General features: G+C 63.6%; 18 protein-coding genes. 14 read left to right on the forward strand and 4 right to left on the reverse strand.

What is annotated here, in order from left to right; translation table 11 throughout:
- Positions 1-117 precede the first annotated feature (117 nt).
- From E4631_RS26795 to E4631_RS14145, 3 genes are all read left to right on the forward strand, one after another.
- On the forward strand, positions 118-240 hold the full coding sequence (locus E4631_RS26795) for a hypothetical protein (RefSeq protein WP_262709795.1): 123 nt from the start codon (positions 118-120) through the stop codon (positions 238-240).
- Positions 241-306: 66 nt separating this feature from the next.
- Complete coding sequence (locus E4631_RS14140) at positions 307-1,707, forward strand: M20/M25/M40 family metallo-hydrolase (RefSeq protein ID WP_133656636.1); 1,401 nt, start codon at positions 307-309, stop codon at positions 1,705-1,707.
- Between the two features lie 87 nt (positions 1,708-1,794).
- Positions 1,795-2,175, forward strand: a complete 381-nt coding sequence (locus E4631_RS14145; RefSeq protein WP_133656635.1) for a GxxExxY protein — start codon at positions 1,795-1,797, stop codon at positions 2,173-2,175.
- Between the two features lie 88 nt (positions 2,176-2,263).
- On the opposite strand, the gene E4631_RS14150 is transcribed toward E4631_RS14145, so the two are convergent.
- Entirely contained in the window at positions 2,264-3,100 is an 837-nt protein-coding gene (locus tag E4631_RS14150) for an OmpA family protein (RefSeq protein ID WP_133656634.1), read from the reverse strand.
- Positions 3,101-3,254: 154 nt separating this feature from the next.
- On the opposite strand from E4631_RS14150, the gene E4631_RS14155 reads away from it, so the two are divergent.
- The 3 genes from E4631_RS14155 (at position 3,255) to E4631_RS14165 (ending at position 6,565) form a co-directional block, all read left to right on the forward strand.
- On the forward strand, positions 3,255-5,090 hold the full coding sequence (locus E4631_RS14155) for a S8 family serine peptidase (protein ID WP_133656633.1): 1,836 nt from the start codon (positions 3,255-3,257) through the stop codon (positions 5,088-5,090).
- 7 nt (positions 5,091-5,097) lie between these two features.
- Positions 5,098-5,808, forward strand: coding sequence for a hypothetical protein (locus E4631_RS14160; RefSeq protein ID WP_133656632.1), 711 nt, complete (start codon positions 5,098-5,100; stop codon positions 5,806-5,808).
- 157 nt (positions 5,809-5,965) lie between these two features.
- Positions 5,966-6,565, forward strand: coding sequence for a hypothetical protein (locus E4631_RS14165; RefSeq protein ID WP_133656631.1), 600 nt, complete (start codon positions 5,966-5,968; stop codon positions 6,563-6,565).
- Between the two features lie 18 nt (positions 6,566-6,583).
- Here E4631_RS14165 and E4631_RS14170 read toward each other — a convergent pair whose 3' ends face one another.
- Positions 6,584-7,921, reverse strand: a complete 1,338-nt coding sequence (locus tag E4631_RS14170; protein ID WP_133656630.1) for a M23 family metallopeptidase — start codon at positions 7,919-7,921, stop codon at positions 6,584-6,586.
- A 205-nt stretch (positions 7,922-8,126) separates the two neighbouring features.
- Here E4631_RS14170 and E4631_RS14175 point away from each other — a divergent pair, with 205 nt between their 5' ends.
- The 3 genes from E4631_RS14175 (at position 8,127) to E4631_RS14185 (ending at position 11,050) form a co-directional block, all read left to right on the forward strand.
- A complete protein-coding gene (locus E4631_RS14175) occupies positions 8,127-9,002 on the forward strand; it encodes a hydroxymethylglutaryl-CoA lyase (protein WP_133656629.1) in 876 nt (291 codons plus the stop codon).
- 63 nt (positions 9,003-9,065) lie between these two features.
- Complete coding sequence (locus tag E4631_RS14180) at positions 9,066-9,809, forward strand: (Fe-S)-binding protein (RefSeq protein WP_133656628.1); 744 nt, start codon at positions 9,066-9,068, stop codon at positions 9,807-9,809.
- A gap of 47 nt (positions 9,810-9,856) precedes the next feature.
- The gene (locus E4631_RS14185; protein ID WP_240734926.1) at positions 9,857-11,050 is read left to right on the forward strand and encodes a glycoside hydrolase family 130 protein; all 1,194 of its coding nucleotides are present in this window, start codon (positions 9,857-9,859) and stop codon (positions 11,048-11,050) included.
- Between the two features lie 20 nt (positions 11,051-11,070).
- On the opposite strand, the gene dapA is transcribed toward E4631_RS14185, so the two are convergent.
- Complete coding sequence (dapA, locus tag E4631_RS14190) at positions 11,071-11,934, reverse strand: 4-hydroxy-tetrahydrodipicolinate synthase (RefSeq protein ID WP_133656627.1); 864 nt, start codon at positions 11,932-11,934, stop codon at positions 11,071-11,073.
- Positions 11,935-12,014: 80 nt separating this feature from the next.
- Here dapA and E4631_RS14195 point away from each other — a divergent pair, with 80 nt between their 5' ends.
- Positions 12,015-12,956, forward strand: coding sequence for a polysaccharide deacetylase family protein (locus tag E4631_RS14195; RefSeq protein WP_240734928.1), 942 nt, complete (start codon positions 12,015-12,017; stop codon positions 12,954-12,956).
- Positions 12,957-13,091: 135 nt separating this feature from the next.
- On the opposite strand, the gene E4631_RS14200 is transcribed toward E4631_RS14195, so the two are convergent.
- A complete protein-coding gene (locus E4631_RS14200; protein ID WP_133656626.1) occupies positions 13,092-14,270 on the reverse strand; it encodes a LacI family DNA-binding transcriptional regulator in 1,179 nt (392 codons plus the stop codon).
- A gap of 307 nt (positions 14,271-14,577) precedes the next feature.
- Between E4631_RS14200 and uxuA the strand changes: the two genes are divergently transcribed.
- From uxuA to E4631_RS14220, 4 genes are read left to right on the forward strand one after another with little or no spacing between them, the layout of a single operon-like run.
- A complete protein-coding gene (gene uxuA, locus E4631_RS14205) occupies positions 14,578-15,819 on the forward strand; it encodes a mannonate dehydratase (RefSeq protein WP_133656625.1) in 1,242 nt (413 codons plus the stop codon).
- A gap of 51 nt (positions 15,820-15,870) precedes the next feature.
- Positions 15,871-17,994: an alpha-glucuronidase family glycosyl hydrolase gene (locus E4631_RS14210; protein ID WP_133656624.1), complete on the forward strand. Its 2,124-nt coding sequence runs from the start codon at positions 15,871-15,873 to the stop codon at positions 17,992-17,994.
- 29 nt (positions 17,995-18,023) lie between these two features.
- Positions 18,024-18,842: an SDR family NAD(P)-dependent oxidoreductase gene (locus E4631_RS14215; RefSeq protein ID WP_133656623.1), complete on the forward strand. Its 819-nt coding sequence runs from the start codon at positions 18,024-18,026 to the stop codon at positions 18,840-18,842.
- A 53-nt stretch (positions 18,843-18,895) separates the two neighbouring features.
- Positions 18,896-22,093, forward strand: coding sequence for a TonB-dependent receptor (locus E4631_RS14220; RefSeq protein WP_133656622.1), 3,198 nt, complete (start codon positions 18,896-18,898; stop codon positions 22,091-22,093).
- Positions 22,094-22,157 lie beyond the last annotated feature (64 nt).

The raw sequence follows: 22,157 nt of genomic DNA on the forward strand, positions 1-22,157 counted from the left end.
GAAAGCGGCGCGTGATGATGACTATCTCCGACAACTGCTCTGCCAATTAGCTCCTCAGTCCCCAGACGCTAACTAACCTTTTGGTGCTTTTGCCCTGGCTCCGAGATACTGTCCAGCGTGTATCCGCCGGTAACCCTGGTGGTGCCCTACGCCGAGCTGCTCCCCCTGCTGCGCCCTGCCTCGCCGGTGGCGCGCATGCTGCGCGAGCGCGGTTTGTGGCGCGCGGGCAAGAAACAGTAGGAATAAAAGCCGCTAAGCTGGTACTTTTGGCCGACTACGCGGCCCGCCGCTTTATTTTTCTGCTCTATGCGCTCCTTCTCTTCGCTGCTGCTGGCGGGCCTGCTGGCTGCCAGCGCGGCCCCGGCCGCGGCCCAAGCCACCGCCAAAACCGACTCGCTCAACCTGCGTCACATCTACGACGAGGCGCTGCTGCGCGGGCAGAGCTACGACAACCTGCGCTACCTGTGCCAAAAAATCGGGGGGCGCCTGGCGGGCTCGCCGCAGGCCGCCATGGCCGTAGAGTGGGGCAAGCTGACGATGGAAAAGGCCAACTGCTTCGATAAGGTGTACTTGCAGGAGTGCATGGTGCCGCACTGGGTGCGCGGGGCCAAGGAAAAGGGCCAGATTATCGGCAACAAGGGCAAGAGCATTTCGGTGGCCGTGTGCGCGCTGGGCGGCTCGGTAGCCACGCCCGGCAACAAGCCCCTGCGCGCCGGGGTAGTGGAGGTAAAGAGCCTGGAGGAGCTGAAAGCCCTGCCCGATGCGGCGGTTAAAGGTAAATTTATTTTCTTCAACCGCCCCTTCAACGATGCCTTTATCGAGCCGGGCCAGGCTTACGGCGCGGCCGGCGACCAGCGCCGCAGCGGTCCCGCCGAGGCGGGCCGGCGTGGCGCAGTAGGTGCGCTGGTTCGCTCGCTCACGGCGGCCCACGACGACTACCCCCACACGGGGGCCACCAACTACGGCGACACGCCCACCAAGGTGCCCGGCGCGGCCCTCAGCACCATCGCCGCCGACCAGCTCAGCCAGTTGCTTAGCGCCGACCCTAAGCTGCAGTTTGAGCTGGAAATGAGCTGCCTACAATTGCCCGACGAGAAGAGCTACAGCGTGATAGGGGAGGTGCGCGGCACCAAATACCCCGACCAGATTATCACCGTAGGCGGCCACCTCGACTCCTGGGACCTCGCCCAGGGCGCTCACGACGATGGCACGGGGGTAGTGCAGAGCATTGAGGCGCTGCGCCTGCTCAAGGCCGCCGGCCTCAAGCCTGAGCGCACCGTGCGCGCCGTGCTCTTCATGAACGAGGAAAACGGTACCCGCGGCGGCACCAAATACGCCGAGCAGGCCCAGCAAAACCACGAAAACCACCTCGCCGCCATCGAGAGCGACGGCGGCGGCTTCACCCCCCGCGGCTTCAACGTGGAAACTACCCCCGCCGTGTTTCAGAAAGTGGCGGCCTGGAAGCCGCTGCTGGCGCCCTACCTGGCTGGCCAGCTCACGCCCGGCCATGCCGGTACCGACATCGAGCCGCTGGCCGCCGCCGTGCATCCAGTGGCCCTCTTCGGCTACGACTGCGACTCGCAGCGCTATTTCGACATTCACCACACCGCTGCCGACACCTTCGATAAGGTGAACCGGCGCGAGCTGGAGCTGGGCGGCGCGGCCATGGCGTCGCTGATTTACCTGCTGGGGAAGTACGGCCTCTAATCGCGGATTAAGCGGATGGCGCGGATTTCGCGGATTCGGACGGCTCGTTCTTCTTAGGGAGGACGGGCCGTTTTGTTTATTTGTGGGATGGAAGAGCTTAAATATAAAGAATTAACGGGAATTGTTATCGGTTGTGCTATGCGGGTACATACCGAACTGGGTGCCGGGTTTCCGGAGGTAGTTTATCAACGTTGCCTGGCAATTGAACTGCGCCGGGCGGGAATACTTTTTGAAGTAGAAGTGCACCTACCCCTTTTCTACCGCGAAGAGCCGGTAGGCAGTCGCCGCGTTGATTTTCTAGTGGAAGGCATCGTGCTAGTAGAATTAAAAGCGACAACTGAATTGATTGCACTACATCACGCTCAAATTATCAACTACCTTAAGGCTTACCACTTGGAAGTAGGACTACTCCTGAACTTTGGCCAGGAAAGCCTGCACTACAAACGGTTTGTAAAAACCAAGCTGTAACAAAAACTGAAACAAAACGGCCCGTCCTCCCCAAGAAGAACGAGCCGTCCGAATCCGCGAAATCCGCGCCATCCGCTTAATCCGCGATTTATTGGGTATTCAAAATCGAGAACAGCTCATCGAGCTTCGGCGTGAGGATAATGTCGGTGCGGCGGTTGAGGGCCTTGTCCTGGGGCGTGTCGTTGGCGGCGACGGGTAGGTACTGGCCGCGGCCGGAGGGCGTAATCTGGGTGGGGTCGATGCCGGCGGCGGTGAGCAGGCGCGTGATTTCGGTGGCGCGCAGCACGCTCAGGTCCCAGTTGTCCTTGGCGCCGTTTACTACCCCCTTGATGGGCACGTTATCGGTGTGGCCTTCGACCAGGATATTGACGTCCTTGTTGCCGGTGAGGGCGTTGGCTAGCTTCACCAGCGCGTCCTGGCCAGCGGGGTCCACCTTGGTGGCGCCCGATTTGAAGAGCAGCTGCTCGGAGAGCGACACGTACACTTTGCCGTTCTTCACGTTCACCTGCAAGTCTTTGGAGTTGAAGCCCAGCAGGGCGTCGGACACCTTCTGGCGCAGGGCCTTGGTGGCGGCATCCTTCTCATCCAGCACGCGCTGCAGCTCGGCCACGCGGGCGTTTTTGGCGGCCAGGTCCTGCTCAGTGGTGCCGAGTGCCTGGTTGAGCTGGCTCACCTGGTTGGATTTGTTCATGAGGTCGGCGCTGAGGCTGGCCTGCGTGCGGGTGCTCGACTGAAGCAGCGCCGACTTCTCGGCCTGGAGCTGGTCGCGCGATTTGGTCAACTCATCCCGCGACCGGCTGAGGTCGGCATTTTGCTGCTGCAAGGCCGCGATTTCCTTTTTATTGCAGCCTGGCAGCGTGAGCAGGCCCGTGGCCAGCAACAGGGTTGGGAGAATATTTCCCAATTTATTCTCAAAATAAGTCATATATAAACTGCGTAAAGCGGTAGAAAAGAGCCAGCTTTGCGCCGGTGCTCTTGGGCTAAACGAGTTAGTTGCGGGCCAGGTTACCCAGCGCTTTCGGTAGGAGCGCGGCGCGGGGGTACTTTTGCGAAGGAGCCGGGTGGGGCCACTTGTAACTATGCGTTTACTTCTACTGCTGAGTATCGGACTGGGGCTGTTGGGCGTGCCTGCACGAAGCCGGGCGCAGGCCACCGCCGCGCCGGGCCGCTACTGGGTCACGCTGCGCGACAAGCAGGGGGTAGGGTTTGACCCGGCGCAGTATTTCAGCCCGGCCGCGCGGGCGCGCCGCCAGCGCCAGGCCCTACCCCCCGCCGACTACCTCGACCGCCCCGTGCGGCCCGACTACCTGGCCGCCGTGCGCGCCATCGTCGATACCGTTACGGTCGTTAGCCGCTGGTTTAATGCCGTGGCCTGCCGCGCCACGCCGGCCCAGGCGGCCGCCCTTCGCCAGCAGCCCGGCGTGGCCGCCGTAACGCCCTGGCCGGTGCAAAGCCGGCTGCGGCCCGCCCGCTACGCCGCCGCCACAGCGGCCGCGCCGGCTCCGGTAGCCGCCCGCCCCGTGGTGAGCCCGGCCGACTACCAGCTGGGCCGCCAGCAAACAGCCGCCCTGGGCCGCGCCGACCTCAGCCGGGCCGGGCTGCTGGGCCAGGGCGTGCGCATCGCGGTGTTTGACGTGGGCTTCCGGGGCGTGAACTGGCACCCGGCCTTTCGGGTGCTGCGGCGCGAAGGGCGCATCGCGATTACCTATGATTTTCTGAAAAATAAGCCCGACGTGTTTCGGGGTGGCTCGCACGGCACGGAGGTCCTGGGCTGCCTGGCCGGCCGCCTACCCAGCGCCGATACGCTGGCGGGCGGCCCCGCGCTGGGCCTGGCCCCGGCCGCTACCTACCTGCTGGCCCGTACCGAGGGCCTGGCCAGCGAGCGCTACTCGGAGGAAGAAGCCTGGCTGCGCGCCGTGGAGTGGGCCGACCAGCAGGGCGCCGACATTATCAGCTCATCCTTGGCCTACACCGAGCAGCGCTATTTTCCGGAGGAGATGGACGGCATGCACTCGCTCATTGGGCGGGCGGCCACGATGGCGGCCCGCAAGGGCCTGCTGGTGGTGAGCGCCGCCGGCAACGACGGCGACGACGACTGGGTGCGCATCGGCACGCCCGCCGATGCCGACTCGGTGCTGGCCGTGGGTGGTCTCGACCCGGCCACTGGCCTGCACCTGGCCTTCAGCTCGGTAGGGCCCAGCGCCGACCGCCGCCTCAAGCCCGACGTGTCGGCCTTTGGCATTGTGCTGACCAGCAATGCGAACGGCGGCTACGAGCGGGTAGAAGGTACGTCCTTCGCGGCGCCGCTGGTGGCGGGGCTGGCCGCCTGCGCCCTGCAAGCCAACGGGGGCAAGCTGCCGCCCATGGCCTTATACAAGCAGGTGCGCGAGGCCGGCGAGCTGTACCCGTACTACGACTACGCCCACGGCTACGGTCGCCCCGAAGCCAGCCGCCTGCTGGCCCGCCTCAAGGGCCCGCTGCTGCCGGTGGCCCCGACATTCGATTTTGTATTGCACGACTCGCTGGTGGCCGTGGTGTTGCGGCCCGCCGCTACCATCCCCGCCGCCCGCCCGCTACCCCTGGTGGCCGAGGCCGACGAGCTAAGTCCTGCCACCGCCAGCTGGCTCACGCCGCCCACCCCCGCCCGCCCGCCCGGCACGCCCACGGCCACCAACGTGGCGCCCGTGGGCCAGGAGCAGCCCGCGCCCACCGATGCCGCGCCCGCCCTGCCGCCCTACCCCTCGTATCCGGCGCGCCTCTACTGGCACCTGGCCGATGCCCGTGGCGTGCTGCATCGCTACGAGGTGCGCGCCACCACCCAGCGGCTGGTGGTGCAGGTGCCGCGCCGCCTGGCACGCGGTGGCAATGTGCTACGGGTTTATTATCAAGGTTATACGGGGCAATATGCGGAATAGGCAGGCAATGAGGCTACAGGTTGAGAAGCGGTTTTGGGGCCTGCTGGTGGTTGGCTTGCTAGCTGGCCCGGCGGCCCGCGCCCAGCAGGTGCTGCTCCAAACCGACGTGGCCACCGACACCCTACCCCCCCGTACGGGTCCCAACCGCCGCTACTTTGGGCACTTGTACGGGAGCATCGGGCTGGCCGCCGGCCCCAGTGAGCTGGAGATAAAGTCTGGCTTCTCCTCGCTTGAAGTGCAGGCCGGCGGGCGGCTCAAGCGCCGCCTGGGGCCGTATCTGGCCTTTAATGCCGACCTGCGCTACGCCTACTTGCGCTATGGCCTGGCGCCCGACGTGGCCCGGCCGGCGCCCTTCGGCGCCGGCTTCGACAGCCAGACTATCACGTACCACCAGCTGCAGGGCGAGGCCAGCCTGCGCCTCAACCCCGAGCGCCGCCGGGGCAACACCGTGGGCCGCTACCTCGACCTGCTGGCCTATGGTGGCCCCACGCTGGCCGCTAATTATACCGCCGTCGGCCCGTCGCCCAGCGGCGGGCGGCGCGAAGTGGTGGAGCACCAGCCCGCTTACCTGGCACGCTGGCAGGGGGGGGTAGGGCTGCGCCTGGGCAGCAATTCGCTGGCCTTGGTGGGCCGCTACCGCCTCAGCGAGCTCTTGCCGGGCACCAGTCTGCCCGAGCCGCCGCGCTGGGTACTGGGCGTTGAGCTGGGCTGGTTTTAAACCCTGGCCCGGTTGTGGGGCGTACGTAAGGGGAAGAGCCGCTTGACCAGCTAGTCTTTAGGCTGAATTAAAAATGATAAATTAAAAATTTGATTGTCAGATTCTTGATTTTTAACTCAGCCTACTCTCGGCTCGTAAACTGCTGTAATTAACGATAATGATGATTTCTATCCGCTCCCTGGGGGCTTGTCTAGTACTACTCACGGCGGCTTCCTGCGCGAGTACGGAGCGCGAAACTGCTACCTCCAGCCGCGGCCCGCGCACCGAGTACTCGCCCCCCAAGGGCCGGGGCGAGCGCGTGGGCGGGGCCACCGTACTCAATACGGTGCGCACCACGCACATCTTTTCAGACCCCAAAAACCCCGATACGTTCGTGCTGGAATTACGCGGCCCGCGCGTGCTTAGCAGCCGCCTGCACCTGAGCGTGCTCAGCAGCAAGGGCGACACGCTGCACCGCGAAGTGCTGCCTACCAGCGTCCTGCTCACCGACCCCACGCTAAAAGATAACCTGTCGGCCTCGGTGCGCGAGCGCGAAATCAGCGTGTTACGCGGCATGAACACGTTTTTTGGTGACAGCCACTTCGTGCAGCCCGCCGTGCCCGCCGTTGCTACCCCCCCCGCCGGCCTCGACGCCCAGGCCTGGGCCAGCCTGCGCCGCGACCCAGCCGCCGTGGGCTTCCACTACCCCGGCAGCAAGGGCGAAACGCGCCTGATATATGCGCGCCAGCTCGGCCGGGTAGTGGTGTTAGCAGAGTAGCTACCTGTCATCCTCAATCTAAATCTTTGCCCAGCCCTGCTGCCCAGCGGCGTTGCGCAACAGCGCGTAGCCATTGCTCTGGCCCAGCACGGTAGCGGGCGTTTGGGAAGGCCAGGCGGCCAGGGCCGGGGCGCTGGTCAGCGGCTCCGTTTGAATTTCGTGGGCTGCCGCCAGTACTACCCACCGCAGCGGCTGCGCCGGGGCCACCGTGCGGGCGGCCACGTAGCGGAGCTGGCCGTTGGGCAATTCTACACGCAGGTAGCCGGCGCGCTGGCCTAGCACCAGCAGGGGCAGGGTGGCGGGCAGCTGCCGGGTGGCCTGGGCCGGGCGGGAGCGCACCCATTCGCCCCGGCGGTCGGGGCCGGTGAGGGGGGTAGGGAGAGGGTCTTCGCGGTGCAAAAAAGGCCACGGGTCCACGGCCCCGCGCGCGGCCCGGTAGATGCCAAAGTGCAGGTGCGGCGCCGTGGTGCGGGCGTTGCCCGTGTTGCCGACCAGGCCCAGCGTGTCGCCGGCCCGCACGCGCTGGCCGGGCTGCACCAGCTGCTTATCCAAGTGGGCGTAGTAGAGGTGCTGGCCCTGGGCATCGGCCAGCCACACCACGCGGCCGCCCAGCTTGCTCTCGCCGGTGCGGGTGATAGTGCCATCGGCAGCGGCTACGGCCGGCGTGCCGCGCGGGGCAAATATGTCCACGCCCTCGTGGCGGCGGGCACCCCCGTCGCGCTCATTGCCCCAGAAGCTGCCAATGGCCTGGTCGGTGCGGCCTTTCACCGGAAACAAGCCCAGCCCCGGCCCGCGCCATAGGCGCAGGGTGTAGCGGCCGGCGGCCAGCAGCTCGGGCTGCACGCGCAGCAAGTGCTGAGCATCGTCGGTGGCCTGGTAGCTGTAGTCGTAGCTGCCGGCGGCGGTGGTGTCGGTGGCCGTCCACTTCAGCAGCTCGGGCCGCTGGCCGGGGGGTAGGGCGAAAGCATCGACGAACACGCGGGGCGCCAGCACCGGGCCGGGCGCCAGCGTGAGGCGCACGTGCACCAGCTCGCCGGCCCGCACGGCGTAGCGGTAGCTGGCCGCCGTGGGCTGCTCGGGGCGAAAATACCCGGTTTCGAGCACGGGCAGTGTCACGGTCAGCGAGTCGCGCAGGGCCTGGTCAGCGGCCCGCTGCCATTGCCGGCCCAGGGCGGCTTCCTGCAAGCCGGCGCGGTCGAGGGCGCGGGCGTAGTCGTCGTGCGGAGTGGTTTTTTGGAAAAGCGCCGCCAATTGGGGCTTGCTGCACGAGGCTAGCAGGGCCAGCAGGGCCAGCAGCAGCACGAGAGAGCTTCCGGCCTGCCGCCTGCCGAAAGTGGAAAAGAACGAAAAAAGCATATCCGGCAAACGCTAGCGCGGTCGGGCAAGTTCTAGGTAGCTGGTACGGAAAGAACGTCATTCCGAGCTTGCCGAGGAATCTCGCGTGGGTCGTTAAACGATTTAGGTAGTGCTGCACGCGTCATTCCTCGGTGAGCTCAGAATGACGCTCTTTTACCCACCGCTCACTGCTCATTGCTCACTGAAACTCTACCTTCGCCCCACTATGCCTACCCACCCCGTCATCCTTACCGAGTGCCCGCGCGATGCCATGCAGGGGCTGCCCGAGTTCATCCCTACCCCCCTCAAAACGGCCTACCTCCAACAGCTGCTGGCCGTGGGCTTCGATGTGCTCGACTTCGGCTCGTTTGTGTCGCCCAAGGCCATTCCGCAGCTGCGCGACACGGCCGAGGTGCTCGCCGGCCTCGACCTCGACCGCACCCGCACCAAATTATTAGCCATCGTGGCCAACCAGCGCGGGGCCGAGCAGGCCGCCAGCCACCCCGAAATCCACTACCTGGGCTTCCCGCTTTCGGTGAGCGAAACCTTCCAGCGCCGCAATACCAACCAGACCATCGCCGAGGCGCTAACCGATGTAGCCGCCATGCACGAGCTGTGCGAGCGCCGGGGTAAAACGCTGATAGTCTATTTGTCAATGGGTTTCGGCAACCCCTACGGCGACCCCTACAGCCCGGCCCTCGTGGCTGACTTCACGCAGCGGCTCGCTACGCTGGGCGTGCGCATCGTGGCCCTGTCCGACACCATCGGCGCGAGCACGCCTGCGCTCATCACGCCCTTGTTTGAAGAGCTGATTCCGGCCTTTCCGCACATTGAGTTCGGCGCGCACCTGCACACTACCCCCGGTACCTGGCTCGAAAAGGTGCAGGCCGCCTACCAGGCCGGCTGCCGCCGCTTCGACGGCGCGCTCGGCGGCATCGGCGGCTGCCCCATGGCCGCCGACGTGCTCACCGGCAACATGGCCACCGAGAACCTGCTGGCATTTTTGAAGGGGGTAGGGGAGGAAACGCTCCTCGACCCCGCGGCTTTTGCCAATGCGCAGGCACAGGCCGCCCTGGTATTTGCCCCCACCCACGCCGCCTAGCTTCCGCGTCTTCCGCGAATTCTTCCGCGTCTTCCGCGGTAAATTTTATCCGCGCCATCAGCCATGCCCACGCCTCAAGTCGATATTTTCATCCCCTGCTTCGTTGACCAGCTCTACCCGCACACCGCCCTCAACATGGTGAAAGTGCTGGAAAAAGCCGGCTGCCAGGTGCACTACAACCCCGCCCAAACCTGCTGCGGCCAGCCGGCCTACAACGCAGGCTACAAGGAGGAAAGCCGCGACATCGCCACCAAGTTTCTCACCGATTTCGCCCCGCATTCCAACGAGCCGCGCTACGTGGTCAGCCCCTCGGCCTCGTGCGTGGGCATGGTGCGCAATGCCTACTCGCACCTCTTCGCCGGCTCGCCCGAGGCGGCGCGCTGCCAGGGCGTGCAGCGCCGCACCTACGAGCTGACCGAATTCCTGACCGATGTGCTGAATGTCAGCACTATCCCCGGTGCGGCGCTGGCCGGCACCTACACCTACCACGACTCCTGCTCGGCGCTGCGCGAGTGTGGCATCCGGGAGGCGCCGCGCCGCCTGCTCGATGGCGTGGCTGGCCTCAGCCGCCTTGAAATGGCCGAAACCACCACCTGCTGCGGCTTCGGTGGCACCTTCGCTGTGAAGTTTGAGGCCATTTCAGTGGCCATGGCGCAGCAAAAAGTGGAGCACGCCCTGGCCACCGGCGCCGACTACATCGTGAGCACCGACGTGAGCTGCCTCATGCACCTGGAGGCGTATATTCGGCGCGAAAAGCTGGCTATCAAAACGATGCACATTGCCGATGTATTGGCTAGCGGCTGGTAGCTGCCCGGTGGCGTGGCGCCCTTCACCCGTAAGATAAGTTGCTTGCCATGACCAGAATTCCCGTTTGCCTCGCTGCCCTACCCCCGCTGGCGCTGGCTATGCTGGTGGGCTGCCAGCTGGCCCAACGCACCAAATCAGCTGCCACGCTGCCCAAAGCGCCGGCTGCCACTAGCTGGGCGCTGCTGGGCTTCACCAAGGCCGATAGTAGCAACCCCGTGCTGGGCCCCAGCCCGGCCGGGGTCTTTACGGACCCCATCCTCCAACTAGCGGTGCAGTGGGAGGAAAAGGACGTGTTTAACCCGGCCGCCACCGTGAAAGACGGCCAGGTGTGGCTGCTGTACCGGGCCGAAAATGAGGTGAGAAAATTTGCCAAAACCTCGCGTATCGGGCTGGCTACTAGTGCCGATGGTGTTCACTTTGCCCGGCAGCCTACCCCCGTACTTTACCCCGCCAACGACGCGCAGAAAAAATACGAGTGGCCCGGTGGCACCGAAGACCCGCGCTTGGTGGAAGGCCCTAACCACCTCTACTACCTCACCTACACTGCCTACGACGGCCACCTGGCCCGCCTGCACGTAGCTACCTCGCCCGACCTGCGGCACTGGACCAAATACGGCAACGTCTTCGCCGGGGCCTACGGCGGCAAGTACGTCGATAAGTGGGCCAAGTCGGGTGCCATCGTGGCGCGTTATGAGGCCGATGGCCGCGTAGTAGCCGCTCAAATCAACGGTAGCTACTGGATGTATTGGGGCGATACCCAAATCTGGCTGGCCACCTCCCCCGACCTCATTCACTGGACGCCCCTGGAAATGACGCCCGGCGAGCGGCCCCCCGTGCCCCTGCGCAGCACCGCCGCCACCGTGTCCGACCTGCGCGTGATACTGCCGACCCGCGCCGGCAAATTCGACAGTGACCTGGTGGAGCCCGGCCCGCCGGCCATGCTCACCGACCAGGGCATCCGGCTGCTCTACAACGGCCGCAACGAGCCGGCTTTTGGCGATAAGGCGCTGCCCGCCGGCACCTACGCGGCCGGGCAGGCGCTCTTCGACCGCCGCGACCCCACGAAGCTGCTCCGGCGCCTCGATACCTGTTTTCTGCGCCCCGACCGCCCCTACGAAATCACCGGCCAGGTCAACCAAGTGGTATTTTTAGAAGCCTTGGTGCGGCTCAATAATCGCTGGCTGCTCTACTACGGCACGGCCGATTCTAAAATTGCCGTTGCCACCCGGCCAGTGGAGTAGGGGGTAGGGAAGTCTCTATCTTACAGCAGCGTTTTAATGCGGCTCGTCAGCTCCTCGCTGGCGGGCACCAGAGGTAGGCGTACGGCGGCGTCGCACACGCCTTGCAGGGCCAGCGCGGCCTTCACGCCCACAGGGTTACCTTCCTCGTACATGAGTGGGTTGAGTGGCACTAGGCCGTAGAGCAACTGCTGAGCACCGGCGAAGTCGCCGGCCAGCGCGGCGCGGGTCATGTTGCTGAAGCGCTGCGGAAACGCATTGGCCATCACCGAGATAATGCCCTGGCCGCCGCAGGCAATGAGCGGCAGCGTGAGCATGTCATCGCCGCTCAAAAACAGGAAGTCGGCAGGCTTACTGACCAAGATGGCCAGGCACTGCTCCATATTGCCGCTGGCTTCCTTGATGCCGATAATATTGGCGTGCTGGGCCAGCCGGAGCGTGGTATCGGCCGTGAGGTTGGAACTGGTGCGGCCAGGCACGTTATACAGGATGAGGGGTAGGGGCGAGGCATCGGCCAGGCGCTGATAATGAGCCATTATGCCGGCCTGGCTGGGTTTATTGTAGGCCGGGCTGGCCGACAGGATGGCTACTACGCCTGTCAGGTCCGTTTCGCGCAGCTGGCGCTCCACGGTGGCCGTGTCGTTGCCGCCGATGCCGTACACCAGCGGCACGCGGCCGGCCACGTGCTCATGCGCAAGGCGCAGTAAATCAGTCTTTTCGTCGGGGGTGACGGTGGGCGACTCGCCCGTGGTGCCGTTGATAACCAGGTACTCTACCCCGCCAGTGATGGTAAAATCGAGGAGCCGTAGCCAGGCGGCCGTATCGACTGCGCCAGTGGGGGTAAAGGGTGTCACCAGGGCCACGCCGGTGCCGTGTAGTTTGTTCATCCGCTGTGGAGGTTGTTGCTTTGTGCAAAAGTACGCTTCTCGTCCGCCGTCGCGCTCAGCCGGCCATTTTTTCTGTATTCTTGAAAACCCTGTTCTCTGCGGCCAGCCTGGTAGCCGCTACCCTGGCCCTCACCGCCTGCGACTCCAAAACTGCCACTACCGGCGAAGCCAAAATGCCCTCCACTGCCGAAAATATGGGCAAGGATGCGGCCGCCAAAACCGATGAAGTGGCGCCTACCTCCGGCACTGCCGCCGTGGCCGCCGACGAGGCCAACGCCAAGCCCGGCCCCGACCCCAGCACCATCCCGGCCGCCAAAGCTGGCGATGCCGCTGCCATCTACGCCCGCCCGCAGGTGCCGATTCTGTGCTACCACCAGATTCGCGACTGGACGGCCCGCGACTCGAAAGGCGCTAAAGACTACATCATTCCCATCGCGGCGTTCAAAGCCCAAGTGAAGATGCTGGCCGACAGCGGCTACCACAGCATTCAGCCCGACCAGCTCTACGCCTACCTCACCACCGGCGCGCCCCTACCCCCCAAGCCGGTGATGCTGACGTTTGACGATACCGACCTCGACCAATTTACCATCGCCCGCCCCACGCTGGCCCAGTACGGCTACAAGGGCGTGTACTTCGTGATGACCGTGAGCCTCGGCCGCCCGCACTACATGACCAAGGATATGGTGAAGCAGCTCTCCGACGAGGGCAACCAAATCGGCTCGCATACCTGGGACCACCACAACGTGAAGAAGTACCAGGGCCAGGACTGGGTGACCCAAATTGACAAGCCGACCAAAACGCTTGAAGATATTACGGGCAAGAAAATCAAGTACTTCGCCTACCCCTTCGGCCTCTGGAACACGCAGGCTTTCCCCGAGCTGAAGCAGCGCGGCTTCGTGGCCGCCTTCTCGCTGGCCGAAAAGCGCGACCAGACGGACCCGCTCTTCACCATCCGGCGCATCATCGCCAGCGGCTACTGGACGCCCCGCACCCTGCACAACAACATGGTGCAGAGCTTTTAAAGTAAAATCGTCCATCATTGCGAGCCCGCGAAGCAATCGCACTAGAACGAAATCGTTCGGGTGTCGTGCTGTTGCGATTGCTTCGCAGGCTCGCAATGACAGACGGGTTGCGAGAGCTTTTCGCTGGAAACCGCGCTAGATGGCTAGCTGAAAGCCCTGGCCCTGTCCCCGAAGCGACGATTGCCGGATAATCAGCTCACTCTTTACCACGCAGGTGCGGGGCTCGAAGCGCTCCTGTAGCTTCACCTGCTCCAGAAATAAGTGCGCCGCCTGCTGGCCAATGCGGTAGGGGTGGAGGTCGACGGTGGTGAGGCCAGGCTCGATGAGGCTAGCCAGAAACTCATCGCCAAAGCCTGCAATGGCCATGTCTTCGGGCACGCGCCGGCCCCGGCTGCGCAGGGCCAGAATGAGGTCGAAGGCGTTGGTATAGTTGATGGAGAAAATGGCATCGGGCGGGTTGGGCAGTGCCAGCCAGGCATCAAGGCAGGCCACCGCCGACTCGGCGCGGAAGTCAATATGGGCAATCAATTCTTCCTCCACCGGCAGGCCGTGCTTGCGCAGCGCCCCCAGGTAGCCCGCCTGCCGCTGCTGGCTGATGAGCAGTGACGCCGGCCCCGCCAGGATGGCAATGCGGCGGCAGCCCTCCAGCACCAGGTGCTCGGTCACGGCGAAGGCCCCGCTCCAGTCGTCAATCATCACCCTGGACACGTTTTCCTGGTTATACACCCGGTCGAAGTGCACGATGGGAATGTCGCGGCAGGCCGTGGAGCTCATGTGGTCGAAGTTCTCGGTTTCGCGCGAGTGGCAGATGAGCAGCCCATCGACCTGGCTGGCCACCAGCGCCTGCACATTGCTCACCTCCGTGGCGTACGACTCCTTCGACTGGCAAATCATTACCCGGTAGCCCGCCTCGGTAGCCACCTGCTGAATGCCACTCACGGCGGTAGCAAAAAAGGGCCGCTCCAGGTCCGGTATCACCACGCCGATGGTATTGGTAGCGCGGTTCTTCAGGCTCTGGGCCAGTAGGTTGGGCTGGTAATCGAGCTGCCGGGCGGCATCCAGAATGGCCTGCCGCGTCACGGGGCTGATATCGCTGTGCCCATTGAGCGCCCTCGATACGGTGGATGGGGCTACCCCCACCTGCCGGGCCACGTCGGCAATGGTAGCATGGTGGCGCTTGCGGCTAGGCACGCCGGCCGGCCGCTCGGCCGTGAAATGATACTCGCAGGACTTGCAAAAAAAGCGTTGCCGCCCCCGCACAAAGCCTGCTTTAAGCACATCATCGGCCAGGCTACACTTAACACATTTGACCATAAAGCAAGGGTGGGAAGAAAGTTAGATAATGCGAAGGTCGTTCAGAAGGTACGAAGTAGCTATCGGAAAGTAGCGCCCGGAAAAATATTTTGCGAAAATTAGCTATCGGTGACGTTTCCGGAAACGTTGCCGATAGTTTTTATGGCTATTTTCCTTGATTTTTAGCTTTTTAACCTTTTGCAAGTGGTAACAGTGCCGTTACATTTGACTAAGATTCCCCTCCAGCCTATTGTCATTCGCCAGCCTAGAGATAGGTAAAGCGGCTAGTTGAGATAGGTAAAAAATTGCACTCTTACGCTAAGCTGCCATGCTGCACACTATGCGCTGGTTCGGGCCCAACGACCCGGTTTCCCTCTTCGACCTTCGGCAGGCAGGTTGTGCCGGAGTGGTCACTGCCTTGCACCAGTTGCCGGTAGGGGTAGTGTGGCCCGTGGCCGAGATTCAGGCCCGGCAGCAGCTCATCGAGGCCAGTAACCAAACCCATTCGCCCCTGCATTGGGCTGTGGTAGAGAGCCTACCCGTTCACGAGGATATCAAGAAAGGTCGGCCCAGCCGCGACGCCTACATTGCCAATTACCAGCAGTCGCTGCGCAATTTGGCAGCCTGCGGCGTGCGCACGGTGTGCTACAATTTTATGCCCGTGCTCGATTGGTCGCGTACCGACCTGAGCTACGAAATGCCCGATGGCTCGCGGGCGCTGCGCTTCGTGTGGCAGGATTTTGCCGTGTTTGACTTGTGCATTTTAAAGCGCCCCGGCGCCGAGGCCGACTACGAGCTTGCCGTGGCCGCCGCCGCGCGCCAGCAGTTTGCCGGCATGAGCGCCGAGGCGATAACCCAGCTTACCAACACTACACTGCTGGGCCTGCCCGGCTCGGAGGAGGCATTCGAGCTGAGCCATTTTCAGGATTATTTAGATGAGTACAAGGCCATTGACGCTGCTGCGCTCACGGCCAACCTGCACTACTTCATTCAGCAGGTAGCGCCGGTGGCGGAGGAAGTCGGCATCGGCCTGTGTATCCACCCCGACGACCCACCCTTCCCGCTGCTGGGCCTACCCCGGGTAGTGAGCACCGAAGCCGACTTGGCCGGCCTGCTTGCCGCCTGCGACGTGCGCGCCAACGGCCTGACCTTCTGCACCGGCTCGCTGGGCGTGCGCCCCGACAACGACCTGGCCGGCATGATTGCGCGCTTTGGCGCGCGCATTCACTTTGTGCACCTGCGCACCACCAAGCGCGAGGAAAACCCGCGCAACTTCCACGAGGCCGACCACCTGGCCGGCGACGTGGATATGTACGCCGTGGTGCGGGCGCTGGTAGAAGAAGAATTGCGGCGTGAGGCCGCCGGCGAGGAAATCACGGCCCTGCCCATGCGCCCCGACCACGGCCACCAGATGCTCGACGACCTGAACACCGCTAAACGAACCTACCCCGGCTACTCAGCCATCGGCCGCCTGCGTGGCCTGGCCGAGCTGCGCGGCCTCGAATACGGCCTGCGCCGTGCCCTGACTGAGGAAGTGAACGTGAAGAATGAGGAAGTTATTTCTCGTTAATTCTTCGCGCTGACTACCTGCATTTTACTCCACTTTTCCCACCCGCCCGCCATGTTGCTGCGCAACGTGCTTTTACTTCTGCTTTGCCTCGTAGCCGCTACCCCCCGTAGCTGGGCCGACGATGGCTATCGGCTGTGGCTGAAGTACGACAAGCTGCCGAACGCCGCTGAGCGACAGGCATATGCGCAAGGGATGCAATTTGTGGCTGGCTCCGGTGCTACCCCCGTTTTGCGGGCCGCCAGCGCCGAGCTGCAGCGCGGGCTGAGTGGCCTGCTAGGCCAGCCAGTGCCGGTAGTGGCCGCAGCGGGCAGCCGCACCGGCGGCGTAGTACTGCGCGTCGATGCCCAGGCCAACGCCGGCGGGCAGCCGTTGAAGCCGGAAGGCTATCGCATCGTTAAGGAGAAAAACAATCTGGTTATTACCGGCCGCACCGACCGGGCCGTACTCTACGGCGCTTTCGCGCTGCTGCGGCAGGTGCAGACGCGTCAGCCGCTGGTGGGCCTCAACCTGAGCAGCAACCCGCGCATCAACTTCCGCCTACTCAACCACTGGGACAATCCCAATGGCACCGTGGAGCGCGGCTACGCGGGCTCCAGCATCTGGCAGTGGTACGAGCTGCCCGAACGCCTTGACCCGCGCTACACCGACTACGCCCGCGCCAACGCGTCGATTGGCATTAACGGGGTAGTAGTCAACAATGTAAACGCCAGCGCGCGCTACCTCTCAGCCGAATATATCGGTAAGGTGGCGGCAGTGGCGGGCGTGCTGCGGCCCTACGGTCAGCGGGTGTACTTGTCGGTAATGTGGGCCGCGCCCAAGGTCATTGGCGGGCTCAACACCGCCGACCCGCTCGACCCAGCGGTGAAGCAGTGGTGGACGGCTAAGTCGGACGAGTTGTACAAAGCAATCCCTGACTTTGGCGGCTTTCTGGTGAAAGCCAACTCGGAGGGCGAGCCCGGCCCGCAGGACTACGGCCGCAATCACGCCGACGGGGCCAACATGCTGGCTCAGAGCCTGGGCCGCCACGAGGGGGTAGTAATGTGGCGCGCTTTCGTGTACAAGGCCAACAGCAACGGTGACCGCTTCAAAGAAGCCTACGAGGAGTTTCAGCCCCTCGACGGCAAGTTTGACCCCAAGGTGCTGGTGCAGGTCAAGAATGGCCCGATTGACTTCCAGGCCCGCGAGCCGTTTCACCCGCTCTTCGGGGCCATGCCGCGTACGCCGCTGGTGCTGGAAGTGCAATTGACGCAGGAGTACCTGGGTTTTGCTACCCACCTCGTGTACCTCGCGCCGCTCATCAAGGAGTGCCTGGAGGCCGATACCTACGCCAAAGGCTCCGGCTCAACGGTGGCCAAAATCGTGGATGGCTCGCTCGATAAGCACGAGTTGAGCGCCATTGCGGGGGTAGCAAACATCGGCTCGGACCGCAACTGGACCGGCCACCCGGTGGGCCAGGCCAACTGGTACGCCTTCGGCCGCCTGGCATGGGACCACACCCTGAGCGCCGATGTCATTGCCCAGGAATGGACGAAAATGACCTTGACCACCGAGCCCGCCGCCGTGCGCACGCTCGTGAATCTGCTGGACCAGTCGCGCAGCATCTACGTGCGCTACACCGTGCCGCTGGGCCTGCACCATATTATGGGGGAGAGTATTCACTACGGCCCGCAGCCGTGGCTGGCCAAAGCCGGCCGGCCCGACTGGACGGCCGTGTATTACCACAAAGCCGATTCCATCGGCCTTGGCTTCGACCGCACCAAGGGGGGTAGCAATGCCTTGGCCCTGTACCGGCCCGAGGTGCAGCAGGAGTGGGGCAACGCCCAAACCTGCCCGCTCAGCTACCTGCTCTGGTTCCACCACCTGCCCTGGACACAGCGGCTCAGCACCGGCCGCACTCTCTGGAACGAGCTGGCCACCCGCTACTACACCGGGGCCGACTCGGTGCTCTGGATGCAAAGCCAGTGGGCCGCCGCCAAGCCCGCCCTCGACCCCGCCCTGTACGCCGACGTGGCCGCCCGCCTTCAAACCCAGCGCAAAGAGGCCCTGTGGTGGCGTGATGCCTGCGTGCTCTACTTCCAGACTTTTGCTAAGCAGCCCATTCCAGCGCCGTTTGCGCCGCCTACCCGCTCGCTGGCCGACGTCAAGCAGCTCGTGCAGCTCTACCAGCTCAAGTAGTTCCTACCCCTACCCCTGCCTTTTTTCTCATGAACTCTTCGGTACTTACTTCTAACGGCCACGCCGCTCCCGTGCCTACCCCCGCCGCGCAGCCCGACGTGTTTTCGCTGGCTGGGCGGGTGGCGCTCATCACGGGCGGCGGCACGGGCATCGGCCTCGAAATAGCCCGCTGCATGGTGGCGGCTGGGGCCACGGTCATCATCACCGGCCGCCGCGAAAGCGTGCTGCAGGAGTCAGCCGCCGACCTGGGCGAGCGGGCCCACTTTTATGTAAACGACATCTGCGACCTGACTTCGCTCGATGGCCTGGTGGAGCAGCTCGAAGCCGACCACGGCCCGCTGGATATTCTGGTCAACAACGCCGGCATCAATATGAAAAAGCCCGCGCTGGAAGTTACCGATGAGGATTTCAGCCGCATTATTCATACTAATCTGAACGCCGTGTTTGCGCTCACGCGCGCCGCTGCCAAGCGCATGGTGGCCCGCCGCAGCGGCACCATTCTCATGATTTCGTCGATGGCCGCCTACTACGGCATCGACCGTGTGGTGGCCTATGCGGCCTCCAAGTCGGGCGTGGAAGGCATGGTGAAGGTGCTGGCTTCCGAATTCTCCTCGCAGGGCGTGCGTGTGAACGCTATCGCGCCCGGCTTTATCGAAACCGAGATGAGCCGCACGGCCATGAACTCGGACCCTGAGCGCCGCGACCGCGCCATGCGTCGCACGCCCATGGGCAAGTTTGGCAAGCCCTCCGACATCGGCCACGCCGCCGTGTTTCTAGCCTCCGAGGGCGCGCGCTACATCACCGGCGTGTCGCTGCCCGTGGATGGTGGTAACTCTATTGGATTCTAGGGTTTTGCCCTGCGTAAAATTTCGCTTTTTTCACTTTTCAAATTTCCCACCCCATGAACACACGCCTACCTGCAAGCCGCGCGCAACGCGGCTGGAAATGGTCACGCTTGGTGTCGCTATTGCTGCTGGCTAGCAGCTTGCCCCCCGCCGTGGCACTTGCACAAACTCCGGCCACCACGACCGGACCTCACACCGTTACCGGCAAGGTCACCTCCGACAATGGAGAAGGCATTCCTGGGGTAACGGTAGTAGTGAAGGGTACCACCGTCGGCTCCACTACCGACGTGAATGGTAACTACACCCTGAACGTACCCAACGACAACAGCGTACTGGTATTTAGCTCTATCGGCTATACCCGCCAGGAGATAGCCGTGGGCAAGCGCACCAGCGTGAGCCAGAGCCTCGTGCCCGAAACCCAGGCCCTCAACGAGGTGCAGGTAGTAGGCTACGGCACCCAGCGCAAAAGCCAGGTGACGGGCGCCATTTCCTCGGTGAGCAGCGAGCAGCTGCGCGACGTGCCGGTGGCCAACGTGGGCCAGGCCCTGCAGGGCCGTGCGGCCGGCATCACGGTATCGAGCAACGGCACGGCGCCGGGCCAGTCGCCGACCATCCGCATCCGGGGCAGCCGCTCGCTCTCGGGCTCCAACGACCCGCTGCTGGTGGTGGATGGCGTGCCCTTCGACGGCAGCCTCAACGACCTGAACCCCGATGACATTACCTCGCTAGAGGTGCTGAAGGATGCCAGCTCGACGGCCATCTATGGCGCTAGGGGTGCCAACGGCGTTATCCTCATCACTACCCGTCGCGGCAAGAGCGGGGCGGCCCGCGCCACATACGCCGGCTACTACGGCATGAAGGACATTTACGGCCGCTTCGACCTGATGAACGGTGAGCAGTACTACAACTACAAGCTCGAAGCCTACCGTACGCAGAGCCCCACGTTCGACCCTAGCAACCCGTCGTTCCTGACGCAGGACGAGCGCAACAATTACGCCGCCGGCAAAACGACTGACTACCAAAGCCTGCTGTTTCAGAAAGGCCACATCCAGAACCACACACTGGGCGTGAGTGGCGGCACTGAGCAAACGCAGTACTCGGCTTCGCTGGGCTACTACGACGAAACGGGCATCGTGCCGGTGCAGCGCTTTCAGCGCTATTCGCTGCGCGCCACCCTCGACCAGCAGATTGGCAAGCGCGTCAAAGTGGGCGTCAACTCGCTCAACACGTTCACCAATTCCAACGACCCGAACGTGAACGTGCTGTACCAGATTCTGACGACCAGCCCGTTAGCTTCGCCCTACGATGCCAATGGCCAGCTGGTGCTATACCCCAACGGCGACAATGCCGGCTCGAACCCGCTGACGCTGTATACCCCCAATGCCCACCTCGACCGCAGCCGCCGCCTGCGCTCATTCAACAGCCTCTACGGGCAGGTGAATATTCTCAAGGGCCTCGACTACCGGCTCAACGTGGGCCTCGACGGCCGCACCCAGGCCGACGAGTCGTTCTACGCTTCAGTAACGCCCAACAACGGAGGCGGCATTAACACGGCCAATCGCTCGTCGAGCATTGCCTACAACCTGCTGGCGGAGAACTTGCTGACGTATAACCGCACCTTTGCCGAGAAGCACGACCTGAACGTGACGGCGCTCTACAGCCGCCAGACTTACCACGCCGACGGCTTCCAGGCCGGGGTGCGGGGTACGCTAGCCGACTTCCAGCTGGCCGACAACCTGGGGGCGGGTACGCCAAGCGCCGTCAACAACAACACGCAGCCCATCGACTGGGGCTTGGTGTCGTACATGGGCCGCATCAACTACGCATACGACAATCGCTACTCGGCCACGCTGACCGCCCGCGTCGACCAGTCGTCGCGCCTAGCAATAGGCCACAAAACCAATTTGTTTCCCTCGGCCGCCGTGGCCTGGAACATAGCCAACGAGTCGTTCCTGAATGGCTCGGCGTGGCTCAACACCCTAAAGCTGCGCGCCAGCCTGGGCCGGGTGGGTAGCACCGCCATCAACCCCTACCAAACGCAGGGGTCGTTGATTACGGGCATTGGCAACGGCGCCTACAACTACGGCACTACCGGCGGAATAGGGGTGATACCCAATAGTATTCCGAACCCGCTATTGGGCTGGGAATACACGACTACTACTAACTTTGGCCTAGACTTCGGCTTCCTCCAAAACCGCCTCACGGGTAGTATAGAAGTGTACCAGCAGCGCACCAGCGACCTGCTGCTGCCCGACGCCCTACCCACCGCCAGCGGCTACAGCTCGTTTTTGCGCAACGCGGGCCAGACCCAAAACCGCGGCGTTGAAATTTCGCTAACCACCGTGAACGTGCGGGCCAAAGACCTCGGCGGCTTTGAGTGGAGCACTGACTGGAACTTCACCGTGAACCGCGAGAAAGTGCTCGACCTGAACCTAACTAACGCTGATGGCAGCAAGCGCGACGACGTGGGCAACCAGCGCTTCATTGGCCAGCCGCTCTATGTTATCTACGATTACCGCAACCTGGGCGTGTGGCAAGCCTCGGAGGCTGACCTAGCCAAGAAGTATGGTACCAAGGTGGGCCAGATTAAGGTAGAGGACGTGGATGGCAATGGCGTCATCAATGCTAACGACCGCGTGATTGTGGGCTCGCGCCAGCCTAAATTTGAGGCCGGCCTCACCAACCGCTTCCGCTTCAAGGGCCTTGACCTGACGATAGTAGCGCTGACCCGCGTGGGCGCCACCGTGGTAGACCCCTACTCGTTTGGCCCTAGCTACTACGCCACCAATACTGGCCGCCGCAACCAAATAAACTTCGACTATTACTCCACTGGCATTCCTGCCAACCTCACGCCGAGCACTCCTGGCGGCGTGCCCGCCAACCCCAGTAACACCTACCCCGAGCCCGACCAGACCGTGCGTGCCAACGAGTGGCCCACCTATGGCTCGACCCTGGGCTACCACAGTGGCACGTTCATCAAGGTGCGTAGCATCGACCTGGGCTACACGCTGCCAGCTGCCTGGGCCAAGGCAGCCTTCATGAGCAGCACCCGCATTTACGTGCAGGTACAGAACCCCTACATCTGGGCGGCCGACAAGTACTTCCAGCACAATAAGGCCATCGACCCCGATGCGCTCTCCTACTCGACCCGCTTTGGCGGCGGTGACATCTCGGGTGCCGGCATTACCTTCCAGGGCGGCAGCAACTACCCCGTTACGCGCTCCTTCATCGTGGGCGTAAACCTGGGATTCTAGCGCTGAGTTGCGGCCCTTAGTTGGGCTAGCCTCCACCTGCCAGGCTAGCCCGACTAAGGGCCAC

This window comes from Hymenobacter sp. UV11, from assembly GCF_004684095.1.
GTDB lineage: Bacteria > Bacteroidota > Bacteroidia > Cytophagales > Hymenobacteraceae > Hymenobacter.

Bases quoted from the DNA above. Each gene is read 5' to 3' on its own strand.
- E4631_RS14140 (WP_133656636.1), top strand. From the start codon at position 307: ATGCGCTCCTTCTCTTCGCTGCTGCTGGCGGGCCTGCTGGCTGCCAGC.
- E4631_RS14175 (WP_133656629.1), top strand. From the start codon at position 8,127: ATGCCTACCCACCCCGTCATCCTTACCGAGTGCCCGCGCGATGCCATG.
- E4631_RS14170 (WP_133656630.1), bottom strand. From the start codon at position 7,921: ATGCTTTTTTCGTTCTTTTCCACTTTCGGCAGGCGGCAGGCCGGAAGC.
- E4631_RS14200 (WP_133656626.1), bottom strand. From the start codon at position 14,270: ATGGTCAAATGTGTTAAGTGTAGCCTGGCCGATGATGTGCTTAAAGCA.
- uxuA (WP_133656625.1), top strand. From the start codon at position 14,578: ATGCTGCACACTATGCGCTGGTTCGGGCCCAACGACCCGGTTTCCCTC.
- E4631_RS14220 (WP_133656622.1), top strand. From the start codon at position 18,896: ATGAACACACGCCTACCTGCAAGCCGCGCGCAACGCGGCTGGAAATGG.
- E4631_RS14210 (WP_133656624.1), top strand. From the start codon at position 15,871: ATGTTGCTGCGCAACGTGCTTTTACTTCTGCTTTGCCTCGTAGCCGCT.
- E4631_RS14160 (WP_133656632.1), top strand. From the start codon at position 5,098: ATGAGGCTACAGGTTGAGAAGCGGTTTTGGGGCCTGCTGGTGGTTGGC.
- E4631_RS14165 (WP_133656631.1), top strand. From the start codon at position 5,966: ATGATGATTTCTATCCGCTCCCTGGGGGCTTGTCTAGTACTACTCACG.
- E4631_RS14215 (WP_133656623.1), top strand. From the start codon at position 18,024: ATGAACTCTTCGGTACTTACTTCTAACGGCCACGCCGCTCCCGTGCCT.
- E4631_RS14185 (WP_240734926.1), top strand. From the start codon at position 9,857: ATGACCAGAATTCCCGTTTGCCTCGCTGCCCTACCCCCGCTGGCGCTG.
- E4631_RS14150 (WP_133656634.1), bottom strand. From the start codon at position 3,100: ATGACTTATTTTGAGAATAAATTGGGAAATATTCTCCCAACCCTGTTG.
- E4631_RS14145 (WP_133656635.1), top strand. From the start codon at position 1,795: ATGGAAGAGCTTAAATATAAAGAATTAACGGGAATTGTTATCGGTTGT.
- E4631_RS14180 (WP_133656628.1), top strand. From the start codon at position 9,066: ATGCCCACGCCTCAAGTCGATATTTTCATCCCCTGCTTCGTTGACCAG.
- E4631_RS14155 (WP_133656633.1), top strand. From the start codon at position 3,255: ATGCGTTTACTTCTACTGCTGAGTATCGGACTGGGGCTGTTGGGCGTG.
- dapA (WP_133656627.1), bottom strand. From the start codon at position 11,934: ATGAACAAACTACACGGCACCGGCGTGGCCCTGGTGACACCCTTTACC.